This window comes from Pseudomonas fluorescens group sp. PF-69, from assembly GCF_054481235.1.
In genome coordinates this window covers 2,060,394-2,078,356 of record NZ_JBTMNC010000001.1, presented here as the reverse complement: position 1 = coordinate 2,078,356, position 17,963 = coordinate 2,060,394, and the positions used below count along the sequence as shown (strand labels likewise).

16 protein-coding genes and 1 pseudogene are annotated in these 17,963 nt (G+C 61.6%); 8 read left to right on the top strand and 9 right to left on the bottom strand.

From position 1 onward, the window contains the following. The 8 genes and pseudogenes from ACX3YF_RS09505 to ACX3YF_RS09470 form a co-directional block, all read right to left on the bottom strand. A pseudogene (locus ACX3YF_RS09505) lies at window positions 1-1,171 on the bottom strand (retropepsin-like aspartic protease). Between the two features lie 243 nt (window positions 1,172-1,414). Then, window positions 1,415-1,981 carry a GNAT family N-acetyltransferase gene (locus ACX3YF_RS09500; protein WP_196586044.1) on the bottom strand — a complete coding sequence of 189 codons (567 nt, stop codon included), beginning with the start codon at window positions 1,979-1,981 and terminating at the stop codon, window positions 1,415-1,417. A 114-nt stretch (window positions 1,982-2,095) separates the two neighbouring features. Next, window positions 2,096-2,866 carry an electron transfer flavoprotein subunit beta gene (etfB, locus tag ACX3YF_RS09495; RefSeq protein ID WP_458944191.1) on the bottom strand — a complete coding sequence of 257 codons (771 nt, stop codon included), beginning with the start codon at window positions 2,864-2,866 and terminating at the stop codon, window positions 2,096-2,098. A gap of 15 nt (window positions 2,867-2,881) precedes the next feature. Further along, the gene (gene etfA / locus ACX3YF_RS09490; RefSeq protein ID WP_448647539.1) at window positions 2,882-4,102 is read right to left on the bottom strand and encodes an electron transfer flavoprotein subunit alpha; all 1,221 of its coding nucleotides are present in this window, start codon (window positions 4,100-4,102) and stop codon (window positions 2,882-2,884) included. Next, on the bottom strand, window positions 4,102-6,051 hold the full coding sequence (gene dgcB / locus ACX3YF_RS09485; protein ID WP_448647540.1) for a dimethylglycine demethylation protein DgcB: 1,950 nt from the start codon (window positions 6,049-6,051) through the stop codon (window positions 4,102-4,104). The genes etfA and dgcB overlap by 1 nt, the downstream gene beginning before the upstream one ends. A gap of 172 nt (window positions 6,052-6,223) precedes the next feature. Next, window positions 6,224-8,284, bottom strand: coding sequence for a dimethylglycine demethylation protein DgcA (dgcA, locus tag ACX3YF_RS09480; protein WP_130210154.1), 2,061 nt, complete (start codon window positions 8,282-8,284; stop codon window positions 6,224-6,226). Between the two features lie 15 nt (window positions 8,285-8,299). Beyond that, entirely contained in the window at window positions 8,300-8,830 is a 531-nt protein-coding gene (locus tag ACX3YF_RS09475) for a DUF5943 domain-containing protein (protein WP_007975505.1), read from the bottom strand. A gap of 213 nt (window positions 8,831-9,043) precedes the next feature. Further along, a complete protein-coding gene (locus ACX3YF_RS09470; RefSeq protein WP_008033250.1) occupies window positions 9,044-10,021 on the bottom strand; it encodes a dipeptidase in 978 nt (325 codons plus the stop codon). Between the two features lie 249 nt (window positions 10,022-10,270). Between ACX3YF_RS09470 and ACX3YF_RS09465 the strand changes: the two genes are divergently transcribed. After that, window positions 10,271-10,672, top strand: coding sequence for a lysozyme inhibitor LprI family protein (locus ACX3YF_RS09465; protein ID WP_130210150.1), 402 nt, complete (start codon window positions 10,271-10,273; stop codon window positions 10,670-10,672). 60 nt (window positions 10,673-10,732) lie between these two features. Then, window positions 10,733-11,149 carry a DUF3010 family protein gene (locus ACX3YF_RS09460; protein ID WP_448647541.1) on the top strand — a complete coding sequence of 139 codons (417 nt, stop codon included), beginning with the start codon at window positions 10,733-10,735 and terminating at the stop codon, window positions 11,147-11,149. Between the two features lie 125 nt (window positions 11,150-11,274). Here the strand turns inward: ACX3YF_RS09460 and ACX3YF_RS09455 are convergent, their stop codons facing one another. Further along, window positions 11,275-12,234 carry a GlxA family transcriptional regulator gene (locus tag ACX3YF_RS09455; RefSeq protein ID WP_204149855.1) on the bottom strand — a complete coding sequence of 320 codons (960 nt, stop codon included), beginning with the start codon at window positions 12,232-12,234 and terminating at the stop codon, window positions 11,275-11,277. Window positions 12,235-12,442: 208 nt separating this feature from the next. Between ACX3YF_RS09455 and ACX3YF_RS09450 the strand changes: the two genes are divergently transcribed. The 6 genes from ACX3YF_RS09450 (at window position 12,443) to ACX3YF_RS09425 (ending at window position 17,866) form a co-directional block, all read left to right on the top strand. Continuing rightward, a complete protein-coding gene (locus ACX3YF_RS09450) occupies window positions 12,443-13,387 on the top strand; it encodes a choline ABC transporter substrate-binding protein (RefSeq protein ID WP_047534331.1) in 945 nt (314 codons plus the stop codon). Window positions 13,388-13,476: 89 nt separating this feature from the next. Continuing rightward, window positions 13,477-14,364, top strand: a complete 888-nt coding sequence (locus tag ACX3YF_RS09445) for a beta-keto acid cleavage family enzyme (protein WP_090466673.1) — start codon at window positions 13,477-13,479, stop codon at window positions 14,362-14,364. Window positions 14,365-14,492: 128 nt separating this feature from the next. Continuing rightward, on the top strand, window positions 14,493-15,458 hold the full coding sequence (locus ACX3YF_RS09440; protein WP_196586049.1) for an L-carnitine dehydrogenase: 966 nt from the start codon (window positions 14,493-14,495) through the stop codon (window positions 15,456-15,458). Window positions 15,459-15,582: 124 nt separating this feature from the next. Continuing rightward, window positions 15,583-16,059, top strand: a complete 477-nt coding sequence (locus tag ACX3YF_RS09435) for a thioesterase family protein (RefSeq protein WP_130206534.1) — start codon at window positions 15,583-15,585, stop codon at window positions 16,057-16,059. 13 nt (window positions 16,060-16,072) lie between these two features. Further along, a complete protein-coding gene (locus ACX3YF_RS09430) occupies window positions 16,073-17,236 on the top strand; it encodes a gamma-butyrobetaine dioxygenase (protein ID WP_458973666.1) in 1,164 nt (387 codons plus the stop codon). Between the two features lie 366 nt (window positions 17,237-17,602). Continuing rightward, window positions 17,603-17,866, top strand: a complete 264-nt coding sequence (locus ACX3YF_RS09425) for a hypothetical protein (RefSeq protein WP_103404192.1) — start codon at window positions 17,603-17,605, stop codon at window positions 17,864-17,866. The last annotated feature ends 97 nt before the right edge of the window (window positions 17,867-17,963 follow it).

Sequence of the window (17,963 nt, the reverse complement as noted above, 5' to 3'; positions counted from 1 at the left end):
TCATTCGGACTTGTTAAAACAAAACCGAGCGGAATTCACATCCAGACTCAACTCAAACGCTTTAAACGCAGCCCACCCGAGCAATATCGATGGCACATAGCGCCCCCGCACCAACGACGGTGGAATGGTGAAACCCGGAAAGTACTTGTAGGTGATGTCCGTGGTGCCGCCCGGCAAATTCAGTACTCCTTTGAAGGTTTGAAAACGCCTCCCTGCGGTAGTGGGGGGGCGAGTTGCCAGGGGTCAGGGACCTGATGGCATTCACCTGTTTGCCCGGCGACGCCGACGTCAGGTCATCAACGTTGCCGGTATCGACAATCACCATCGTCGCGTGGTTATCCAGCCGTGCGGGGATGGTCAGCCGCTGGTTGATGTCCAGGCGCGTATAACCGATCGGCGAGTCGCAGCGGGCGTCAGGTGCGGGATTGAGCTCCAGGGCGGTGCGGGTGATTTTCAGACGCCCGAGTTTGCTGATCAGATCGAGGCCCAGCAGATTGTCTCGATCACTGACGAACACCAGTACGTTGTGGAACTCGCTATCGCCCACCTTCAATGCATCGAGAACCCCGAGTCGGGCCGACAGGTCGCTTTCGCCGTAAAACGTGCTGTAGGCGTAATGGGAGTCGGTCAGCAGGTGGATCCCCATCTGCCTGGCGGTCGCCACGTTGACCAGCGTTTGCGGCGCCCCGGTATCCAGGACGAATCGCGCGGAATGGCCATTGGCCGCGCTGACATCGATGAACGGCAGTACCTGGTCGGCGATGAAAGCGTCATTGGCATACGGATGAATGGCCAGCACTTCGTGGCGCTTCGATGGCCGCGCCGAAAAGTCGCCCGTTGCCCTCAAGGTCGATAACGATTCGTCACCGAACATCGAAAACAGCACTTTCAATTCTGGATCGGCCTCGATGGCCCGAGCGTGTTTGCGCTTGATTGCCAGATAGTAGTCCGGCAGTTGATTGGCGGCCTTGAGCTCAAACATCCGTGCGATCACTGTCACTGAACAATCGAGGTTTTCCCCGGCCTCCAGCACGCGGTCGCAGCGCTCACGCATTTGTGCCAGCGACGCCTTCTGCCCCTGCTCCGACGCCAGCCATGGGTAGAAGTCTTGATCGGGCGCATTCAGCCCGTTAGCGGCGGGAGACTGAGTCGATATCAACAGCACAGGCATGCAAAGCGATAGAAGCCTCATAGCCCTCCCACTCATAAAAACCAGGTTTTATGAACAAGCGCTGCCCCTCAGAAAGCTCCGTAATAGCGTGCTGCACCCTGACCAGCGCACAGTGAAAATGTAGCTCAGCGTCGGGCTGTATGGATCGCGTTGCCCGGATTTTATTCGCGGGGTGTCTGGAGGCCAGCGGTGTGCTGACGTTATTCGCGAGCAAGCTCGCTCCTGCAGGGCATTATCGGGTGATCAGGGCCGATACATCAGGTAGGCCTCGCCCGTGACCCGAATCATCGGATGCGGCGTGATCTGGCAGGTATCGACGATACGGAAGCCGTGGCGCTCATAGAAGCGCCGGGCGCCGGTGTTCGCGGCGTAGTCGATCAGGCTCAGGCCGTTGAGCCCGAGCCGATTGGCGCGGTCGTAGGCGTAAGCGAGAAACTGCTTGCCCAGGCCCTGGTTTCGCCAGCCCTCGTGCAGCGCCAGGCTGGATATATAAAGAGTGTCGGGGATTTCCATCGTGGCGTACGGCGCCAGCACTGGATCGGTCACTGGCGCCGCGTACGGGTCGTAACGCATCACGTAGCTGTGCAGCATGCCAATGACCTTCCCGTCGGCCTCGGCGATCAGGCAATTCTGGTAGGAAAAATCCACATCTTCACGGGCATAACGGATGGCTCCCACGTCCAACAGATCCTGCCCGGGCTCTGCTATCTGGCTCCAGATGTAATCCGAAGCGCCTTCCGAGGAAATCTGGAACAGACGCGCAATCTCGCGCGCATCCGCGCGTACCGCCGAACGAAACTCAACCGACATTGATTAAAACTCCACAGATCATCGAGCGCCCGTTGTACGTGGGCGCTCACGGCGCAGCAATGCGCCTCAGGGATGGGTGTTTTTCCGGGTATTGCGGCTAGAGGCTGGGTGGTGTCAGCGCACCACGCCCTCTTCAATCAGCAGCTTGAGAATCGCTTCAGCCCCCGCCTGCGCCGTGACGCCCTTGAGCACTTGCCCACCGCCGCCGCTGGCCTTGGCCGTTGCGGCTTTCATGCGGTCGGCACCGCTCTTGGCCTTGATGACTTTCAGGCGCTTGGGCCGTGGCTTGGCCGGTTGCAGGGTGGCGACCGCCAGCAGTTCATCGTCGACGACTTCCACTTCATTGGCCTGCAACACCCCACGCCGGGCCGGGCCGTAGGCGCTTTGCCGTGGCTTGGGCGCGGCGTTATCCACAGTTGCCAGGAACGGCAGGCGAACCTTCAAGCGACGACGCTGGCCACGGGGCAAGGCCTGCAGCACCAGCGCCGAGCTGCCATCGATGGACTCGACCTGCGCCAGCCCCACCACCAGCGGCCAGCCCAGGCTTTCAGCCAGCAGGAACGGCAACATGCCCGAGCCTTCGCCGGTTTCAGCCTGACTGCCGGTCAACACCACCTGAGCGCCGGCATCGCGCAAATACGCGGTCAGCGCCGGTAGCGCATCCGCGCCCTCGGGTTGTTCCAGGACATGCAATTGCTCCAGCCCCATGCCCAGATAAGCGCGCAACGCGGGCTCGGCGACATCGCCGGCATGCAGCACCTGCAAGTTATCCCCAGCCAACTGCAGACCCAGTTCCACGGCACGCGCATCCTGTTCGGCGCGACGCGGACGGCCGGACGTCGGGTGGGCGCCGATGGACACCAGGCTGATGATTTTCGTGCTCATAACCCTTTCCTTCCCTTAAGCCGCATCGCGCTTGGCGTCGTTGCGGTAGGCCTCTACCGCCGCGATCAAGGCTTGAAGAATCTCGGCGCTTTCGCCGATCACCGACAGGTCGGCCCGTTTGATCATGTCGCAGCCGGGATCGAGGTTGATCGCCACCACCTTGTCGCAGGCACCGATACCCTGCAGGTGCTGGATCGCCCCGGAAATCCCCACCGCCACGTAGACCCGCGCAGTGACCCAGGTGCCCGACGCGCCGACCTGGCGGTCGCGGGCCATGAAACCATCGTCCACGGCAACCCGGGACGCGCCTTCGGTGGCACCCAATGCCTCGGCGGTCCTGTGGAAAAGTCCCCAGTCCTTGACGCCGTTGCCGCCGGAGAAGATGAACTCCGCTTCGGCCATCGGAATCGCCGCCGGGTCCACCGCCACCGCCCCCAGATCCTCGATCCGCGACAGACTGCGCGCAACCGCTGTGGATAACTCCACCGGCAGGGCTTCGTGGCGGGTTTCACTGACCGGCTCGGCGCATTCGGCAGCCGCCAGAATCAGCCGTGCAAGCGGACGCGCAAGGTCTTGCAGACCGGCACCGGCGCGGCCGATGCACGCCTGATCCTTGACCTGCCAGACCCGCGTGGCCGGGCGTTCGCCCAATGCAGCGGCAAAACGGCGACCGAGCTCGCCACCGCCGGTGCGACTGTCCGGCAGCAACCAGTGACGCGGACTGAACTGGTTATCCACAGCCCGCAAGCCCTGGACCCGTTGTTCCGGTGCATAACCGCTGAATTCCTCGCCCTCAAGCACCAGCAGGCGATCGACGCCGGCGCTGGCAAAGGCGCTCTCTTTATGTTCGCCAAAGACCACGGCCAATACCGCGCCATCCTTGCCCGCCAGTTGATGGGCCAGGCCCAGGAGGTCGCGGTCGTGACCGCTCAAGCGGCCACCGACCATGTCCGGTACGACGCTGATGTAGAACGCCGGTGCAGGCACTTGATGCAGCGGCAATTGCACTTCAACGGCGGCCGAGCGCTTGGTCGCGCCGCCCTGTTGCGCGCCACTGCGGTCGATGCGCTTGATGCCGTTCGGGCCGATAAAACCAATGCCATGGGGGTTCTTGCGGATGACGCCATTAGGCCCCATCCAGCTGTGTTGCGCCGGCTGCATGGCGGCGTGCAGCGGATGCAGACGGTTACGGGCGATCCATTCGGCCCGAGGGTCGCGGCGGATAATGTCGCTCATCAGTGGGCCTCCGCAGGTTCACGTTTGGCTGGCGTGGACGGCTTGCTCGGTGCCTGGTCTTCGAGCAGCGCGTCGGCCACCAGTTCGGCAATATCCTTGATCATCGGCCGGGGTTCGACCACGCCTTCGAGCATCGCCGTGCACTGTGGACAACCCACGGCCACCAGTTCGGCGCCGGTTTCGCGGATGTCTTCCATGCGCATGTCGGGAATCCGTTGCTTGCCCGGAATGTCGGTGATCGGCGCTCCGCCGCCACCGCCGCAGCAGCGCGAGCGGAAACCGGAGCGTTGCATTTCCTTGACTTCGATCCCGAGCGCACGCAGGACCTCGCGCGGCGCCTCGTACTCGCCGTTGTAGCGGCCGAGGTAGCACGGGTCGTGATAGGTCACGCTGTCGCCCTTGTGCTGACCGAGGTTCAGCGCACCGGCCTGGATGATTTCCGCCATGTAGGTGCTGTGGTGCTGCACCAGGTAGTTGCCGTCGAAGGCGCCGTACTCGTTTTTCAACACATGGAAGCTGTGCGGGTCGCAGGTGACGATGCGGTTGAAGCGATATTTGGCCAGGGTCTGGATGTTGCGTTTGGCCAGCAACTGGAAGGTCGCTTCATCGCCCAGGCGTCGGGCCACGTCACCGCTGTCGCGTTCTTCGAGGCCCAGCACGGCGAAATCGACCTTCGCGGCTTTCAGCACTTTGACGAACGCGCGCAGAGTGCGCTGGTTGCGCATGTCGAAGGCACCATCGCCGACCCAGAACAGTACGTCGGTGGATTTCTTTTCACTGAGCAGGTTGAGGTTCAAGTCCGCCGCCCAGTTCATCCGTCCGCCCGGCGCAAAGCCGCCCGGGTTGTCGGTGGCGATCAGGTTTTCCAGGACTTCGGCGCCCTTGTTCGGGGTCGCGCCTTTTTCCAGGGTCAGGTGACGGCGCATGTCGACGATGGCATCGACGTGCTCGATCATCATCGGGCACTCCTCGACGCAGGCGCGGCAAGTGGTGCATGACCACAGGGTCTCGGCATCCACCAGACCATTGACGATCGGCTGATGGGGATTGCCGGCGTGTTCGCCAATGGCTTTGCCCGGATACGGGCTGCCGGCGAAGTTGGCATCGGTGCCGCCCGCCAGGCCGACGACCATGTCCTGAATCAGTTTTTTCGGGTTCAGCGGCTGGCCGGCGGCGAACGCCGGGCACGCCGCTTCGCACTTACCGCACTGCACGCAGGCGTCGAAACCGAGCAATTGGTTCCAGGTGAAATCCTTGGGTTTTTCCACGCCCAGCGGTGCAGACAGGTCGGTCAGGTCCAGCGGCTTCAAGCCCGTGGAGCGACCGCCACCAAAGCGCTCGGCGCGACGGTGCCAGGCCAGGTGCAGGGCACCGGCGAAGGCGTGCTTCATCGGCCCGCCCCAGGTCATGCCGAAGAACAGCTCCGATACGCCCCACAGCACGCCGATGCCGAGGATCGTCGCCAACAGCCAGCCGCCGAAGTTCTCCGGAAGGATGCCCGCCACGGGCAGGGTCACCAGGAAAAACGACGCCGAGAACGCCAGCAGGCTTTTCGGCAGGCGCATCCACGGGCCTTTGGACAAACGGCTCGGCGGGTTGCGTCGACGCAGGTAAACGAAGATCGCACCGACGAACATCACCGCCGACATCAGCAGCAGTGCGTACCCGAGGATGCGGTTATGCAGGCCGAAGCCGTGCACCAGAATTGCCAGCACGATGGACGCCACCGCACCACCGGCCGTGGCCACGTGGGTGTTGGCAATGTATTTGTCCCGCGCCACCACGTGGTGCAGGTCGACCATGTAACGCTTGGGCATGGCGAACAGGCCGCCGATCAGGTCGACCTTCGAGGCCCGGCCCCGGCGCCACATGGACACCCGCCGCAACGCGCCCAGAACCGCAAGGCCCAGGGCAGCGAACAACAGGATTGGAAGAAGGGTGTTCAACATGGTGAAGCTCCCAAAGACCTCGGGCTTAACTACCTGGATGCTTTGCTCGACCCCCTGTAGGAGCGAGCTTGCTCGCGATGGTCGTTAACGATGACGCGTGCGGTCTGAAAGAACGCGGCGCCTTCAAATTCATCGCGAGCAGGCTCGCTCCTACAAGGTTATCCACAAGCTCTTAGAAATCCTTGCACAACCGCAACGCGTCGTAGATCGCCGCGTGCACGTTACGCTGGGCCACGCAGTCGCCGATGCGGAACAGCAAATAGCCGTCGCCGCTCTGCTCCAGGCAAGGTTGCGGCTTGATCGCGAACAAGGCTTCGACGTCGATCTGGCCTTTGTTGCGCGAACCTTCCTTCAACGCGTAGTAGATTTCTTCGTCCGGGCGCACGCCGTTTTCCACGACCACCTGGTCCACCACCCGCTCCTCTTTGGCGCCGGTGTATTCGTTTTCCAGTACCGCCACGAGCTTGTCGCCTTCGCGGTAGACCTTCTCCAGCATCATGTCGCCGGTCATGATCACTTCTTTCGGGTACATGCTGCGGTAGTAAGTCGGGAACGACGTACCGCCAATCGCCACGCCCGGCTTGATGTCGTCGGTGACGATCTCGACCTGGCTGCCCTTGTCGGCGAGGAAGTCCGCCGTGGACATGCCGGTGAATTCACAGATGGTGTCGTACACCAGTACGTTCTTGCCCGGTGCCACCTTGCCGTCGAGGATGTCCCAGCTGCTGACCACCAGGCCTTCAGCCGCGCCCCAATGCTCGTTCTGCTCCAGGAACGGATGACCGCCGACCGCCAGCACTACCACGTCCGGACGCAAGTCCATGATGGTTGGCGCATCCGCCGCAGTCCCCAGGCGCAGGTCGACTTTCAGGCGTGCCAGTTCCAGCTGATACCAGCGGGTGATACCGGCGATCTGGTCCCGTTGCGGCGCTTTCGAGGCCGTGGTGATTTGCCCGCCGATGAATTCTTTCTTCTCGAACAGGGTCACGTCGTGGCCACGCTCGGCGGCCACACGCGCCGCTTCCATCCCCGCAGGACCGGCACCGACCACCACCACTTTGCGTTTCACGCCGGTGGTTTTCTCGATGATGTGCGGCAGGCCCATGTATTCACGGGAAGTGGCCGCGTTCTGGATGCACAGCACATCCAGGCCCTGGTATTGACGGTCGATGCAGTAGTTGGCGCCGACGCATTGTTTGATCTGGTCGATCTGGCCCATCTTGATCTTGGCGATCAGGTGCGGGTCAGCGATGTGGGCGCGGGTCATGCCGACCATGTCGACGTAACCGCCCTCCAGAATGCGCGTGGCCTGGTTCGGGTCCTTGATGTTCTGCGCGTGCAGCACCGGAACCTTGACCACTTCCTTGATACCGGCAGCCAAATGCAGGAACGGCTCCGGTGGATAACTCATGTTCGGAATCACGTTGGCCAGGGTGTTGTGAGTGTCACAACCCGACCCCACGACACCGATGAAATCCAGCATGCCGGTGTCGTCGTAATACTTGGCGATCTGCTTCATGTCCTCGTGGGACAGGCCATCCGGGTGGAATTCGTCACCGCAGATACGCATGCCCACGCAGAAATCGTCACCGACCTCGGCACGCACCGCTTTCAACACTTCCAGACCGAACTTCATGCGGCCTTCGAAGGTGCCGCCCCATTCGTCGGTACGCTTGTTGACCCGTGGGCTCCAGAACTGGTCGATCATGTGCTGGTGCACGGCCGACAACTCGACACCGTCCAGGCCACCGGCCTTGGCGCGACGTGCGGCTTGAGCGTAGTTACCGATGACCCGCCAGATCTCTTCCGGCTCGATGGTTTTGCAGGTGGCACGGTGTACCGGCTCGCGTATGCCCGACGGCGACATCAGCGTCGGCCAGTTGAAGCCGTCCCAACGGGAACGACGGCCCATGTGGGTAATCTGGATCATGATCTTGGCGCCGTGCTTGTGCATGGCGTCGGCCAGATTCTGGAAGTGCGGGATGATGCGGTCGGTGGACAGGTTCACCGAGCTCCACCATTCCTGCGGGCTGTCGATGGCCACCACGGACGAACCGCCGCAGATCGCCAGGCCGATCCCGCCCTTGGCCTTCTCTTCGTAATACTTGACGTACCGGTCGGTGGTCATGCCGCCGTCGGTGGCATAGACCTCGGCGTGCGCGGTGCTGAGCACGCGGTTGCGGATGGTCAGTTTGCCGATCTGGATCGGCTGGAACATTGCTTCGAAAGCCATGGCGGGTTCCTCGACTTACAACGGCTTGACGATGAACAAGCCGTCTTCGTGGCCCTCTTCGGAGCCACCGTAGACTTGCTCGGCCACGGTGCGGATCTTGCTGCCGCGAGCGGCCAGGATCTGATCCATCGCACCCGCAAACCAGCCGGTGAACATGTAGTCGACCTTGCGCCCGACCTTGCCGTAGACGTAGACGAACGCGGAGTGTTCGAGCTTGACGCTGGCGGTGCCCTTGTCGAGGTCGATGTCCTGGATCTTGAACAGGCCCCAGCCGCGCTGCGACAGACGCTTCATGTAGTGCTCGAACACCGCGACGCCTTCCAGGCCGTGGCATTCAGCTTCTTTCTCGCACCAGTGCCAGGCGGACTTGTAGCCGGCCTTGTAGAGGATCTCGGCGTAGGCTTCGGCGCCCAGCACTTCCTCGATGCCCATGTGGTTGTTGACGAAGAAATGGCGCGGCACGTACAGCATCGGCAGGGCGTCGGACGTCCAGACACCGGTCTCGCTGTCGACTTCGATTGGCAATTGCGGGGCGATCTTGGCCATGGAAACTTAACTCCAGAAAATTCGTGGTCAGTGCTTAGCAAAGCTTTTGCTTTGCTCTTATAAACAAGCCGTGTGAATGACTTTGGAGCCGTAGCGAGCACGTCGAGAGCAAGGAAGGACCGGAGCGACAAGCGAGACAGTACGGGACGTACGGCGAGCTTGGCGCGAGGACCTGACGCAGCTATCGGCGAGCGGAGTAGGCTCCGGAGTTATTCACTCGCCCCAGACGTCCTTCAGGACGTTCACCCAGTTCTCGCCCATGATCTTGCGTACCACGCGCTCGGAATGGCCGCGCTTGAGCAGGGTCTCGGTCAGGTTCGGGAACTCGCCCACGGTACGGATGCCCAACGGGTTGATGATCTTGCCGAAGCTGGTCAGGCGGCGGGCGTAGCCCTTGTCGTGGGTCAGGTACTCGAAGAAGTCCTGGCCATGGCCCTGGGTAAAGTCGGTGCCGATGCCGATGGCGTCTTCGCCGACGATGTTCATGGTGTATTCGATGGCTTCGGCGTAGTCGTCGATGGTCGAATCGATGCCCTTGGCCAGGAACGGCGCGAACATGGTCACGCCGACGAAACCGCCGTGGTCGGCGATGAACTTCAGTTCTTCATCAGACTTGTTGCGCGGGTGAATCTTCAGACCCGACGGCAGGCAGTGGGAATAGCAGACCGGCTTCTTGGATTCGAGGATGACTTCTTCGGAAGTCTTGGAGCCAACGTGGGACAGGTCGCACATGACGCCGACGCGGTTCATCTCGGCGACGATTTCACGACCGAAGCCCGACAGGCCGCCGTCACGCTCGTAGCAACCGGTGCCCACCAGGTTCTGGGTGTTGTAGCACATCTGCACGATGCCGACGCCGAGCTGCTTGAACACTTCGACATAGCCGATCTGGTCTTCAAAGGCGTGGGCGTTCTGGAAACCGAAGAGGATGCCGGTCTTGCCCTGCTCCTTGGCCTTGCGGATATCGGCGGTGGTACGCACCGGAATCACCAGGTCGCTGTTCTCGCGGATCAGTTTCTGGCTGGCGGCGATGTTGTTGACAGTGGCCTGGAAGCCCTCCCATACCGAAACGGTGCAGTTGGCAGCGGTCAGACCGCCCTTGCGCATGTCTTCGAACAGTTCGCGGTTCCACTTGGCAATAATCAGCCCGTCGATAACGATGCTGTCGGCGTGCAATTCGGCTGGGCTCATCAGGCTGTCCCCTTGTTAGCGATTCATGCGCCGAATCGTCTGCCGGCGCTTTGGGGCCAGCATATGCCTGAGGACCGGGACAACCGGGTGCAAAAACGACAGGGGGTTTGCCGAAAGCGTCAATCCGCGACAAAGGGTCGTCGCCAGGCGCAATCTGCTACCTGTTCAACGCCTTCGGCTTGGGCCAGAATTCGCCGCATCTCTTGAGGCTTTACTGGAAGCTTTACTGGAATAAGGGGCGGCAACGTAATGAAATCCATCATCCTGGCTTTGGCGCTGATAGCGACCGGCGTACATGCGGCGGAGGAATCCGACGACAACCCATGCGACAAAGTGGAAAACGACGTCCAGACCCTGGAATGCTCGGCTTACAGCAAATCCACCGCCGAAGATCTGCTGAGCGAAAACCTCAAAAGCCTGAACGAGCGCATGCAGTCGCTCTACGGCAAGAACCCGTCGCAACTGAGCGACATCACCGCCAGGATCAAGGCCGCTCAGCAGCAGTGGACGAAGACCCGCGACGCCGACTGCGCCGTCGAAGCCTTCCCGGCCACCACCGGCAGCAAGGCATTCACCATTGCGCAAAATGATTGCGTGGCGCGGATGAGTGACGAGCGGTCGGAGTTTTTGGAGTCGATTGGGCAGGAGTAAGAGAACACCGTTCCACTTGAGCTGTAAGCTGCACGCCTTCAGCCAGTAAAGGGATTCAACATGAAAGTCTGCGGCATCGAAATCAAAGGCAGCGAAGCGATCATCGCCGTGGCCATGCTGGAGGGTCAGGCGCTGGGCCATGTTGCGCTCGCGACCAAGAAAATCGCCCTCGACGATGACGACGAAGCCGCCAACGTTAAGGTGTTTGCGGCGCAGGTGGCGTCCTTTGTTCGCGAAAATGCCATTGATCGCATCGCGATCAAGAAGCGCAGCAAGAAAGGCGAGTTCGCCGGTGGACCGACCACGTTCAAGATCGAGGGTGTGTTCCAGTTGCTGGAAAATTGCGAGGTGACGCTGCTGTCACCGCAGACCATCAATGCGCAGAGCAAGAAACACGACTTTGAACTGCCGGGGACGCTGAACAAGTATCAGCATGAGGCTTACAAGGCGGCGTGTTCGGCGCTGATGAAAAAATAAAATCGAAAACAGATCAAATGTGGGAGCGAGCCAGCTCGCGATTGCGGTTTGTCATTTCAGTTGATGTCGCCTGATTCACCGCTATCGCGAGCAGGCTCGCTCCCACATTCTGTTTTGCGTTGAGCTCATACCAACTCCCGCCCATCCCCCAACCGCCGCCGATCCTCCCGTGGGCAGCGCTCATACTTCGCCCGATAACTACGGGTGAAATACGACGGCGACTCAAACCCGCAGGCAATGCTCACTTCCAGCACGCTCATGTCGGTCTGGCGCAGCAATTGCCGGGCCTTCTCCAGACGCAAGCGCAGATAGAAATTGCTCGGTGTGTCGTTCAGGTGCAGGCGAAACAGCCGTTCGAGCTGACGCCGGGTGACTTTGATCGATTCCGCCAGCTCCAGCGTGCTCAGGGGCGGTTCGCTGTGCTGCTCCATTTCACCGATCACGTGCACCAGTTTCTTGTTGCTGATGCCATATCGGGTGGCGACTTCCATGCGCTGGTGGTCTTTGCGCGGGCGGATGCGGCCAAGCACGAACTGTTCGCTGACCTGGATCGCCAGCTCCGGGCCGTGGGCTTGAGCGATAAGGTCGAGCATCAGGTCGATGGAGGCCGTGCCACCCGCCGACGTGATGCGCCGTCGGTCGATTTCGAACAGCTCCTGGGTGACGCTGAGCTGCGGGTAGGATTCCTTGAAGGCGTCGATGGCTTCCCAGTGCAGGGTCAGGCGATGGCCGTCGAGCAGGCCTGCTTCCGCGAGGATGAAACTGCCGGTGTCGATGGCGCCGAGGGTCACGCCTTCGTTGTCCAGCCGTCGCAGCCAGTGCTCCAGCGTCGGGGTGGCGAACTTCAGCGGTTCGAAACCGGCGACCACTAACAGAGTTGCGCCTTTTTTCAGCGGCTCCAGTGCCGCGTCGGCGTTGACCGACATGCCGTTGCTGGCCAGCACTGCTCCGCCATCGGCGCTCAATACATGCCACCGATACAGCTCGCCGCGAAAGCGATTGGCGACCCGCAGTGGCTCGATGGCCGAGATAAATCCAATGGCCGAGAAACCCGGCATCAACAAGAAATAGAAATCCTGGGACATGGAGCGCACTCGGTTGGCGGGAACGAGAGGGCGGGTAGCGTGTTGATGTTGATACGCCACTTGCAAGCGGCATTCAAGAGCACAGGTCGCCGCAGTGCAAGAGCTGGTCGCCGCAGTGCGCTTTCATGGCGCCTTAGCTGCGTAACTTGGCATCACCGGCGCGTCAGACGCCGGAACTCACAATAACGAACTGCCGAGGAAACCTGAGATGAAACGACTGATCAGCAGCTGTGTTCTTGCACTCAGCGGTACCGCTTTCCTGAGCGCCAGTGTCATGGCCGCCGAACCCGCCGCGTGCCAGAACGTGCGCATGGGTGTAGTGAACTGGACCGACGTGATTGCCACCAGCGCCATGACCCAGGTATTGCTCGATGGCCTCGGCTACAACACCAAACAAACCAGCGCCTCCCAGCAGATCATTTTCGCCGGGATCCGTGATCAGCGCCTCGACCTGTTCCTGGGTTACTGGAACCCGCTGATGACCCAGACCATCACCCCGTTCGTCGACGCCAATCAGGTCAAGGTGCTGCAAGCCCCGAGCCTCAAGGATGCACGCGCCACCCTCGCCGTACCGACTTACCTGGCGGACAAGGGCCTGAAAACCTTCGCCGACATCGCCAAGTTCGAAAAAGAGCTGGGCGGCAAGATCTACGGCATCGAACCGGGCTCGGGCGCCAACACCCAGATCAAGGCGATGATCGCCAAGAACCAGTTCGGCCTCGGCAAGTTCCAGTTGGTCGAGTCCAGTGAGGCCGGCATGCTCGCCGCGGTGGATCGCGCGGTGCGTCGCAACGAAGCCGTGGTGTTCTTTGGCTGGGCGCCGCACCCGATGAACGTCAACGTCAAGATGACCTACCTCACCGGCAGCGACGACGCCCTTGGCCCGAACGAAGGCAGCGCCACCGTGTGGACCGTGACCGCGCCTAAATACGCCGAACAATGCCCGAACATCGGCCGCCTGCTGAGCAACCTGACGTTCACCGCCGAAGACGAGAGCCGGATGATGCAGCCGCTGCTCGATCACAAGGACGCCTTCGAATCCGCCAGGCAATGGCTCAAGGATCACCCGCAGGACAAGCAACGCTGGCTTGAAGGCGTCACCACCTTCGATGGCAAACCGGCTGCTCAAAACCTGCAACTGACCAGCAAATGACTCACCCGTAAAAAGACCTGAATTGAACCACCGATTCGCAGCCCGGAAGGGCTGCGGACAGACTAATCACGCCTGCAAGGAACCCCCTCATGAACCACGACGTCATCATCACCTGCGCACTCACCGGTGCTGGCGACACGACCGCCAAGAGCCCACATGTGCCGGTCACCCCGAAACAAATCGCCGCTGCCGCCGTGGAAGCCGCCAAGGCCGGCGCCACCGTGGTTCACTGCCACGTTCGCGACCCTGAAACCGGCAAGTTCAGCCGTGATGTGGCGCTGTACCGTGAGGTGATGGAGCGCATTCGCGAAGCCGACGTCGACATCATCGTCAACCTGACCGCCGGCATGGGCGGCGACCTGGAAATCGGCGCTGGCGAAAACCCGATGGAGTTCGGTCCGAACACCGACCTGGTCGGCCCGCTGACCCGCCTGGCTCACGTAGAAGAACTGCTGCCGGAAATCTGCACCCTCGATTGCGGCACCCTGAATTTCGGCGACGGCGACACCATTTACGTCTCCACCCCGGCGCAGCTGCGCGCTGGCGCCAAACGCATTCAAGAGCTGGGCGTGAAGGCCGAGCTGGAAATTTTCGACACCGGTCACCTGTGGTTCGCCAAACAGATGATCAAGGAAGGCCTGCTCGACAACCCGCTGTTCCAGCTCTGCCTGGGCATCCCATGGGGCGCGCCGGCTGACACCACCACCATGAAAGCCATGGTCGACAACCTGCCGGCCGACGCGGTCTGGGCCGGTTTCGGCATCGGGCGCATGCAAATGCCGATGGCCGCACAAGCGGTGCTGCTCGGCGGCAACGTGCGAGTCGGCCTGGAAGACAACCTGTGGCTGGACAAGGGCGTGCTGGCGACCAACGGCCAACTGGTCGAACGGGCCTCGGAAATCCTCAGCCGCCTCGGCGCCCGCGTGCTCACCCCGGCTGAAGGCCGCAAGAAAATGGGCCTGACCCAGCGCGGATAACCCCTCCTTTCCCCTGTAGGAGCGAGCCTGCTCGCGAAAAAGGTACAGCCGACGCCACTCAGCGCCTGGAATACCATCGCGAGCAGGCTCGCTCCTACAAGGATCACCGAACTATTCAGGAAGTTGCCATGAGCTTTATCACCGATATCAAAACCTTCGCCGCCCTGGGCAGCGGTGTCATCGGCAGCGGTTGGGTGTCCCGCGCCCTCGCCCACGGTCTCGACGTGGTGGCCTGGGACCCGGCGCCCGGCGCCGAAGCGGCCCTGCGCAAACGCGTTGCCAACGCCTGGGGAGCCCTGGAAAAACAAGGCCTGGCCCCTGGCGCCTCACAGGATCGTCTGCGCTTTGTCGCGACCATCGAAGAATGCGTTCGCGACGCCGACTTCATCCAGGAAAGTGCCCCGGAACGCCTGGAACTGAAACTGGAACTGCACAGCAAAATCAGCGCCGCCGCCAAGCCCAACGCCTTGATCGGCTCCAGCACTTCCGGCCTGTTGCCGAGCGAGTTCTACGAGAGCGCCACGCACCCGGAACGCTGCGTGGTCGGCCATCCGTTCAACCCGGTTTACCTGCTGCCATTGGTCGAAGTGGTCGGCGGCAAAAACACCGCGCCTGAAGCGGTGCAAGCGGCGATGAAAGTCTATGAATCCCTCGGCATGCGCCCGTTGCACGTACGCAAGGAAGTACCGGGGTTCATCGCCGACCGCTTGCTCGAAGCGTTGTGGCGCGAGGCGCTGCACCTGGTCAACGACGGCGTGGCCACCACCGGCGAAATCGACGACGCGATTCGTTTCGGCGCGGGCCTGCGCTGGTCGTTCATGGGCACCTTCCTGACGTACACCCTGGCAGGCGGCGATGCCGGCATGCGCCACTTCATGGCACAGTTCGGCCCGGCGTTGCAGTTGCCGTGGACCTACCTGCCGGCGCCCGAACTGACCGACAAGCTGATCGATGACGTGGTCGATGGCACCAGCGAACAATTGGGCAAACACAGCATTTCGGCGCTGGAGCGCTATCGTGATGACTGCCTGCTGGCGGTGCTGGAGGCGGTGAAGACCACCAAAGAGAAGCATGGGATGGCATTTGCCGAATAATGAGCCCCGCAGGTCTGGCCCCTTCGCGAGCAGGCTCGCTCCCACAGGTTTGCGCTGTCCTTGTGGGAGCGAGCCTGCTCGCGAAAGCGGCGGTCCAGTCACCACCAACATTGGAACCGGAATCATGCCCACCCTCACCACCTACCAAACCAGAATCATCCCCGACTGGGTCGACTACAACGGCCACCTGCGCGACGCCTTCTACTTGCTCATCTTCAGCTACGCGACCGACGCGCTGATGGATCGCCTGGGGCTCGACAGCAACAGCCGCGAAGCCAGCGGCAACTCGTTGTTTACCCTGGAGCTGCACCTCAACTATCTGCACGAAGTGAAGCTCGACGCCGAGGTCGAGGTGCACACGCAGATCATCGGTCACGACAGCAAACGCCTGCACCTCTATCACAGCCTGCATCGTGTGGGTGATGACAAGGAACTGGCGGGCAACGAGCAAATGCTGCTGCACGTCGACCTCGCCGGGCCGCGTTCCGCGCCGTTCAGCGAAGGCACCCTGGGCCGATTGCAAGCCATCGTCGCCGAACAAACCGACCTGCCCACCCCCGAGTACATTGGCCGAGTGATCGCGTTACCCCCAAAAAAATAACAAGGAGATCGCCATGAACACCGCCGCCGCTTTTGCCGACTTCCGTACTTATCCGTTGATCAGCGCGCTGAAGGGCGTGCAGGTCATGGCCGATCGTATTCTGGTGGAGTGGGCCGACAACCGCGTCAGCCCGTTTCATCATCAATGGCTACGGGACAACTGCCCCTGCCCGCAATGTGTCTACACCGTCACCCGTGAGCAGGTACTGGAGATCGTTGACGTCCCGGAACACCTGATGCCCACAGAGGCCGGCGTCGATGCTGAAGGCTGCCTGAGCGTACAGTGGCAAGACGGCCACGGCAGTCGCTTCGACCCTGGCTGGCTGCGCGCCCACGCGTACGACGACGAATCCCGTGCCGAGCGCCAGGCTGGCAAACCGAAGGCCAGGCTCTGGCACAGCGATCTGCAACTGCCGGTGTTCGACTACGCGACGCTGATGCAGGACAACGACGCCTTGTTGCAATGGCTGCTGGCGGTTCGCGATGTCGGCCTGACCCAGGTCCGTGGCGTGCCCACCGAACCCGGCTCATTGAAGTTGATCGCGCAGCGGATTTCGTTCATCCGCGAAAGCAATTTCGGCGTGCTGTTCAACGTGCAATCCAAGGCCGATGCCGACAGCAACGCCTACACCGCTTTCAACCTGCCATTGCACAGCGATTTGCCCACCCGTGAGCTGCAACCGGGGCTGCAGTTCCTGCATTGCCAGGTCAACGACGCTGAGGGTGGCGAGAGCATTTTTGTCGACGGCTTTGCCATCGCCGAGGCGTTGCGCCAGGAAGATCCGCAAGCCTTTCAAAGCCTCTGCGAAATCCCGGTGGAGTTCCGCAACAAGGACCGCCACAGCGACTACCGCTGCCTCGCGCCGATCATCGCCCTGAACGCTTGCGGGCAGGTGTCGGAAATCCGCATGGCCAACTTTCTGCGCGGCCCGTTCGATGCGTCGGTGGAGCAGATGCCCCGGTTGTATCGGGCCTATCGGCGCTTTATCGCGATGACGCGCGAGCCCCGGTTCCGCTTGATGCAAAGGCTCAATCCCGGCGAACTCTGGTGCTTCGACAACCGCCGCACCCTGCACGCCCGCAACGCCTTCGACCCTGCCACCGGCGCCCGGCATTTCCAGGGATGCTATGTGGACCGCGATGAGTTGTTGTCGCGGATTCTGGTGTTGCAACGCTAGACCGCGTCCTTGTTCATCGCGAGCAGGCTCGCTGCCACAGGGGTACGCGATCCTCTGTGGGAGCGAGCCTGCTCGCGATGGCGTCCGCACAGGCAACACAAGACCCAGGATTCACAGGCAAAAAAAACCCCGATCAAGCCGTGACAAGATCGAGGCAGAAGGTACTGTTGAGGAGCTGCGCGCGAGGGTGACCAAACCTTCGTGAAGCAAGCTGAATCCAGTGTGCCGACTCCCTTGACCGGCAAGTTAGCCGAAAACGACCTGTTCATAGCCATTGCGGCCATCGCGACAAATCGCCCTTGCCGCCACCCTGCACCCCCACCAGAATCGAGCCACGACACCGTTCCCAGAAGAAGGATTTGCGTCATGATGCACGCCGATTTGATTGACCAGGAAGACCTGTTGGGCCAGCTCAAGGCATTGGGCTTTCAAGTACCGAACGGCTCCACGGCCGAGCAGGCTTGCGAATGTGCGGTACGAGGTTTGAACAACGAACGGGCGATCGTGCTGCGCACGATGGTCAAGCAGATGTACACCAGCAGCGCGACCATCCTGCCCGCCGTGCGTCAGGCCATCGACAAGCAATTGCTGCCGGCGTTGGCGGAGTATCAGCAGAGCCATCGCGCCTGATAAATCCAATCGCGAGCAAGCTCGCTCCCACATGGGATTCGCGTTGAACACACCCTCTGTGAACAACCCAAAAACCCTGTGGGAGCGAGCTTGCTCG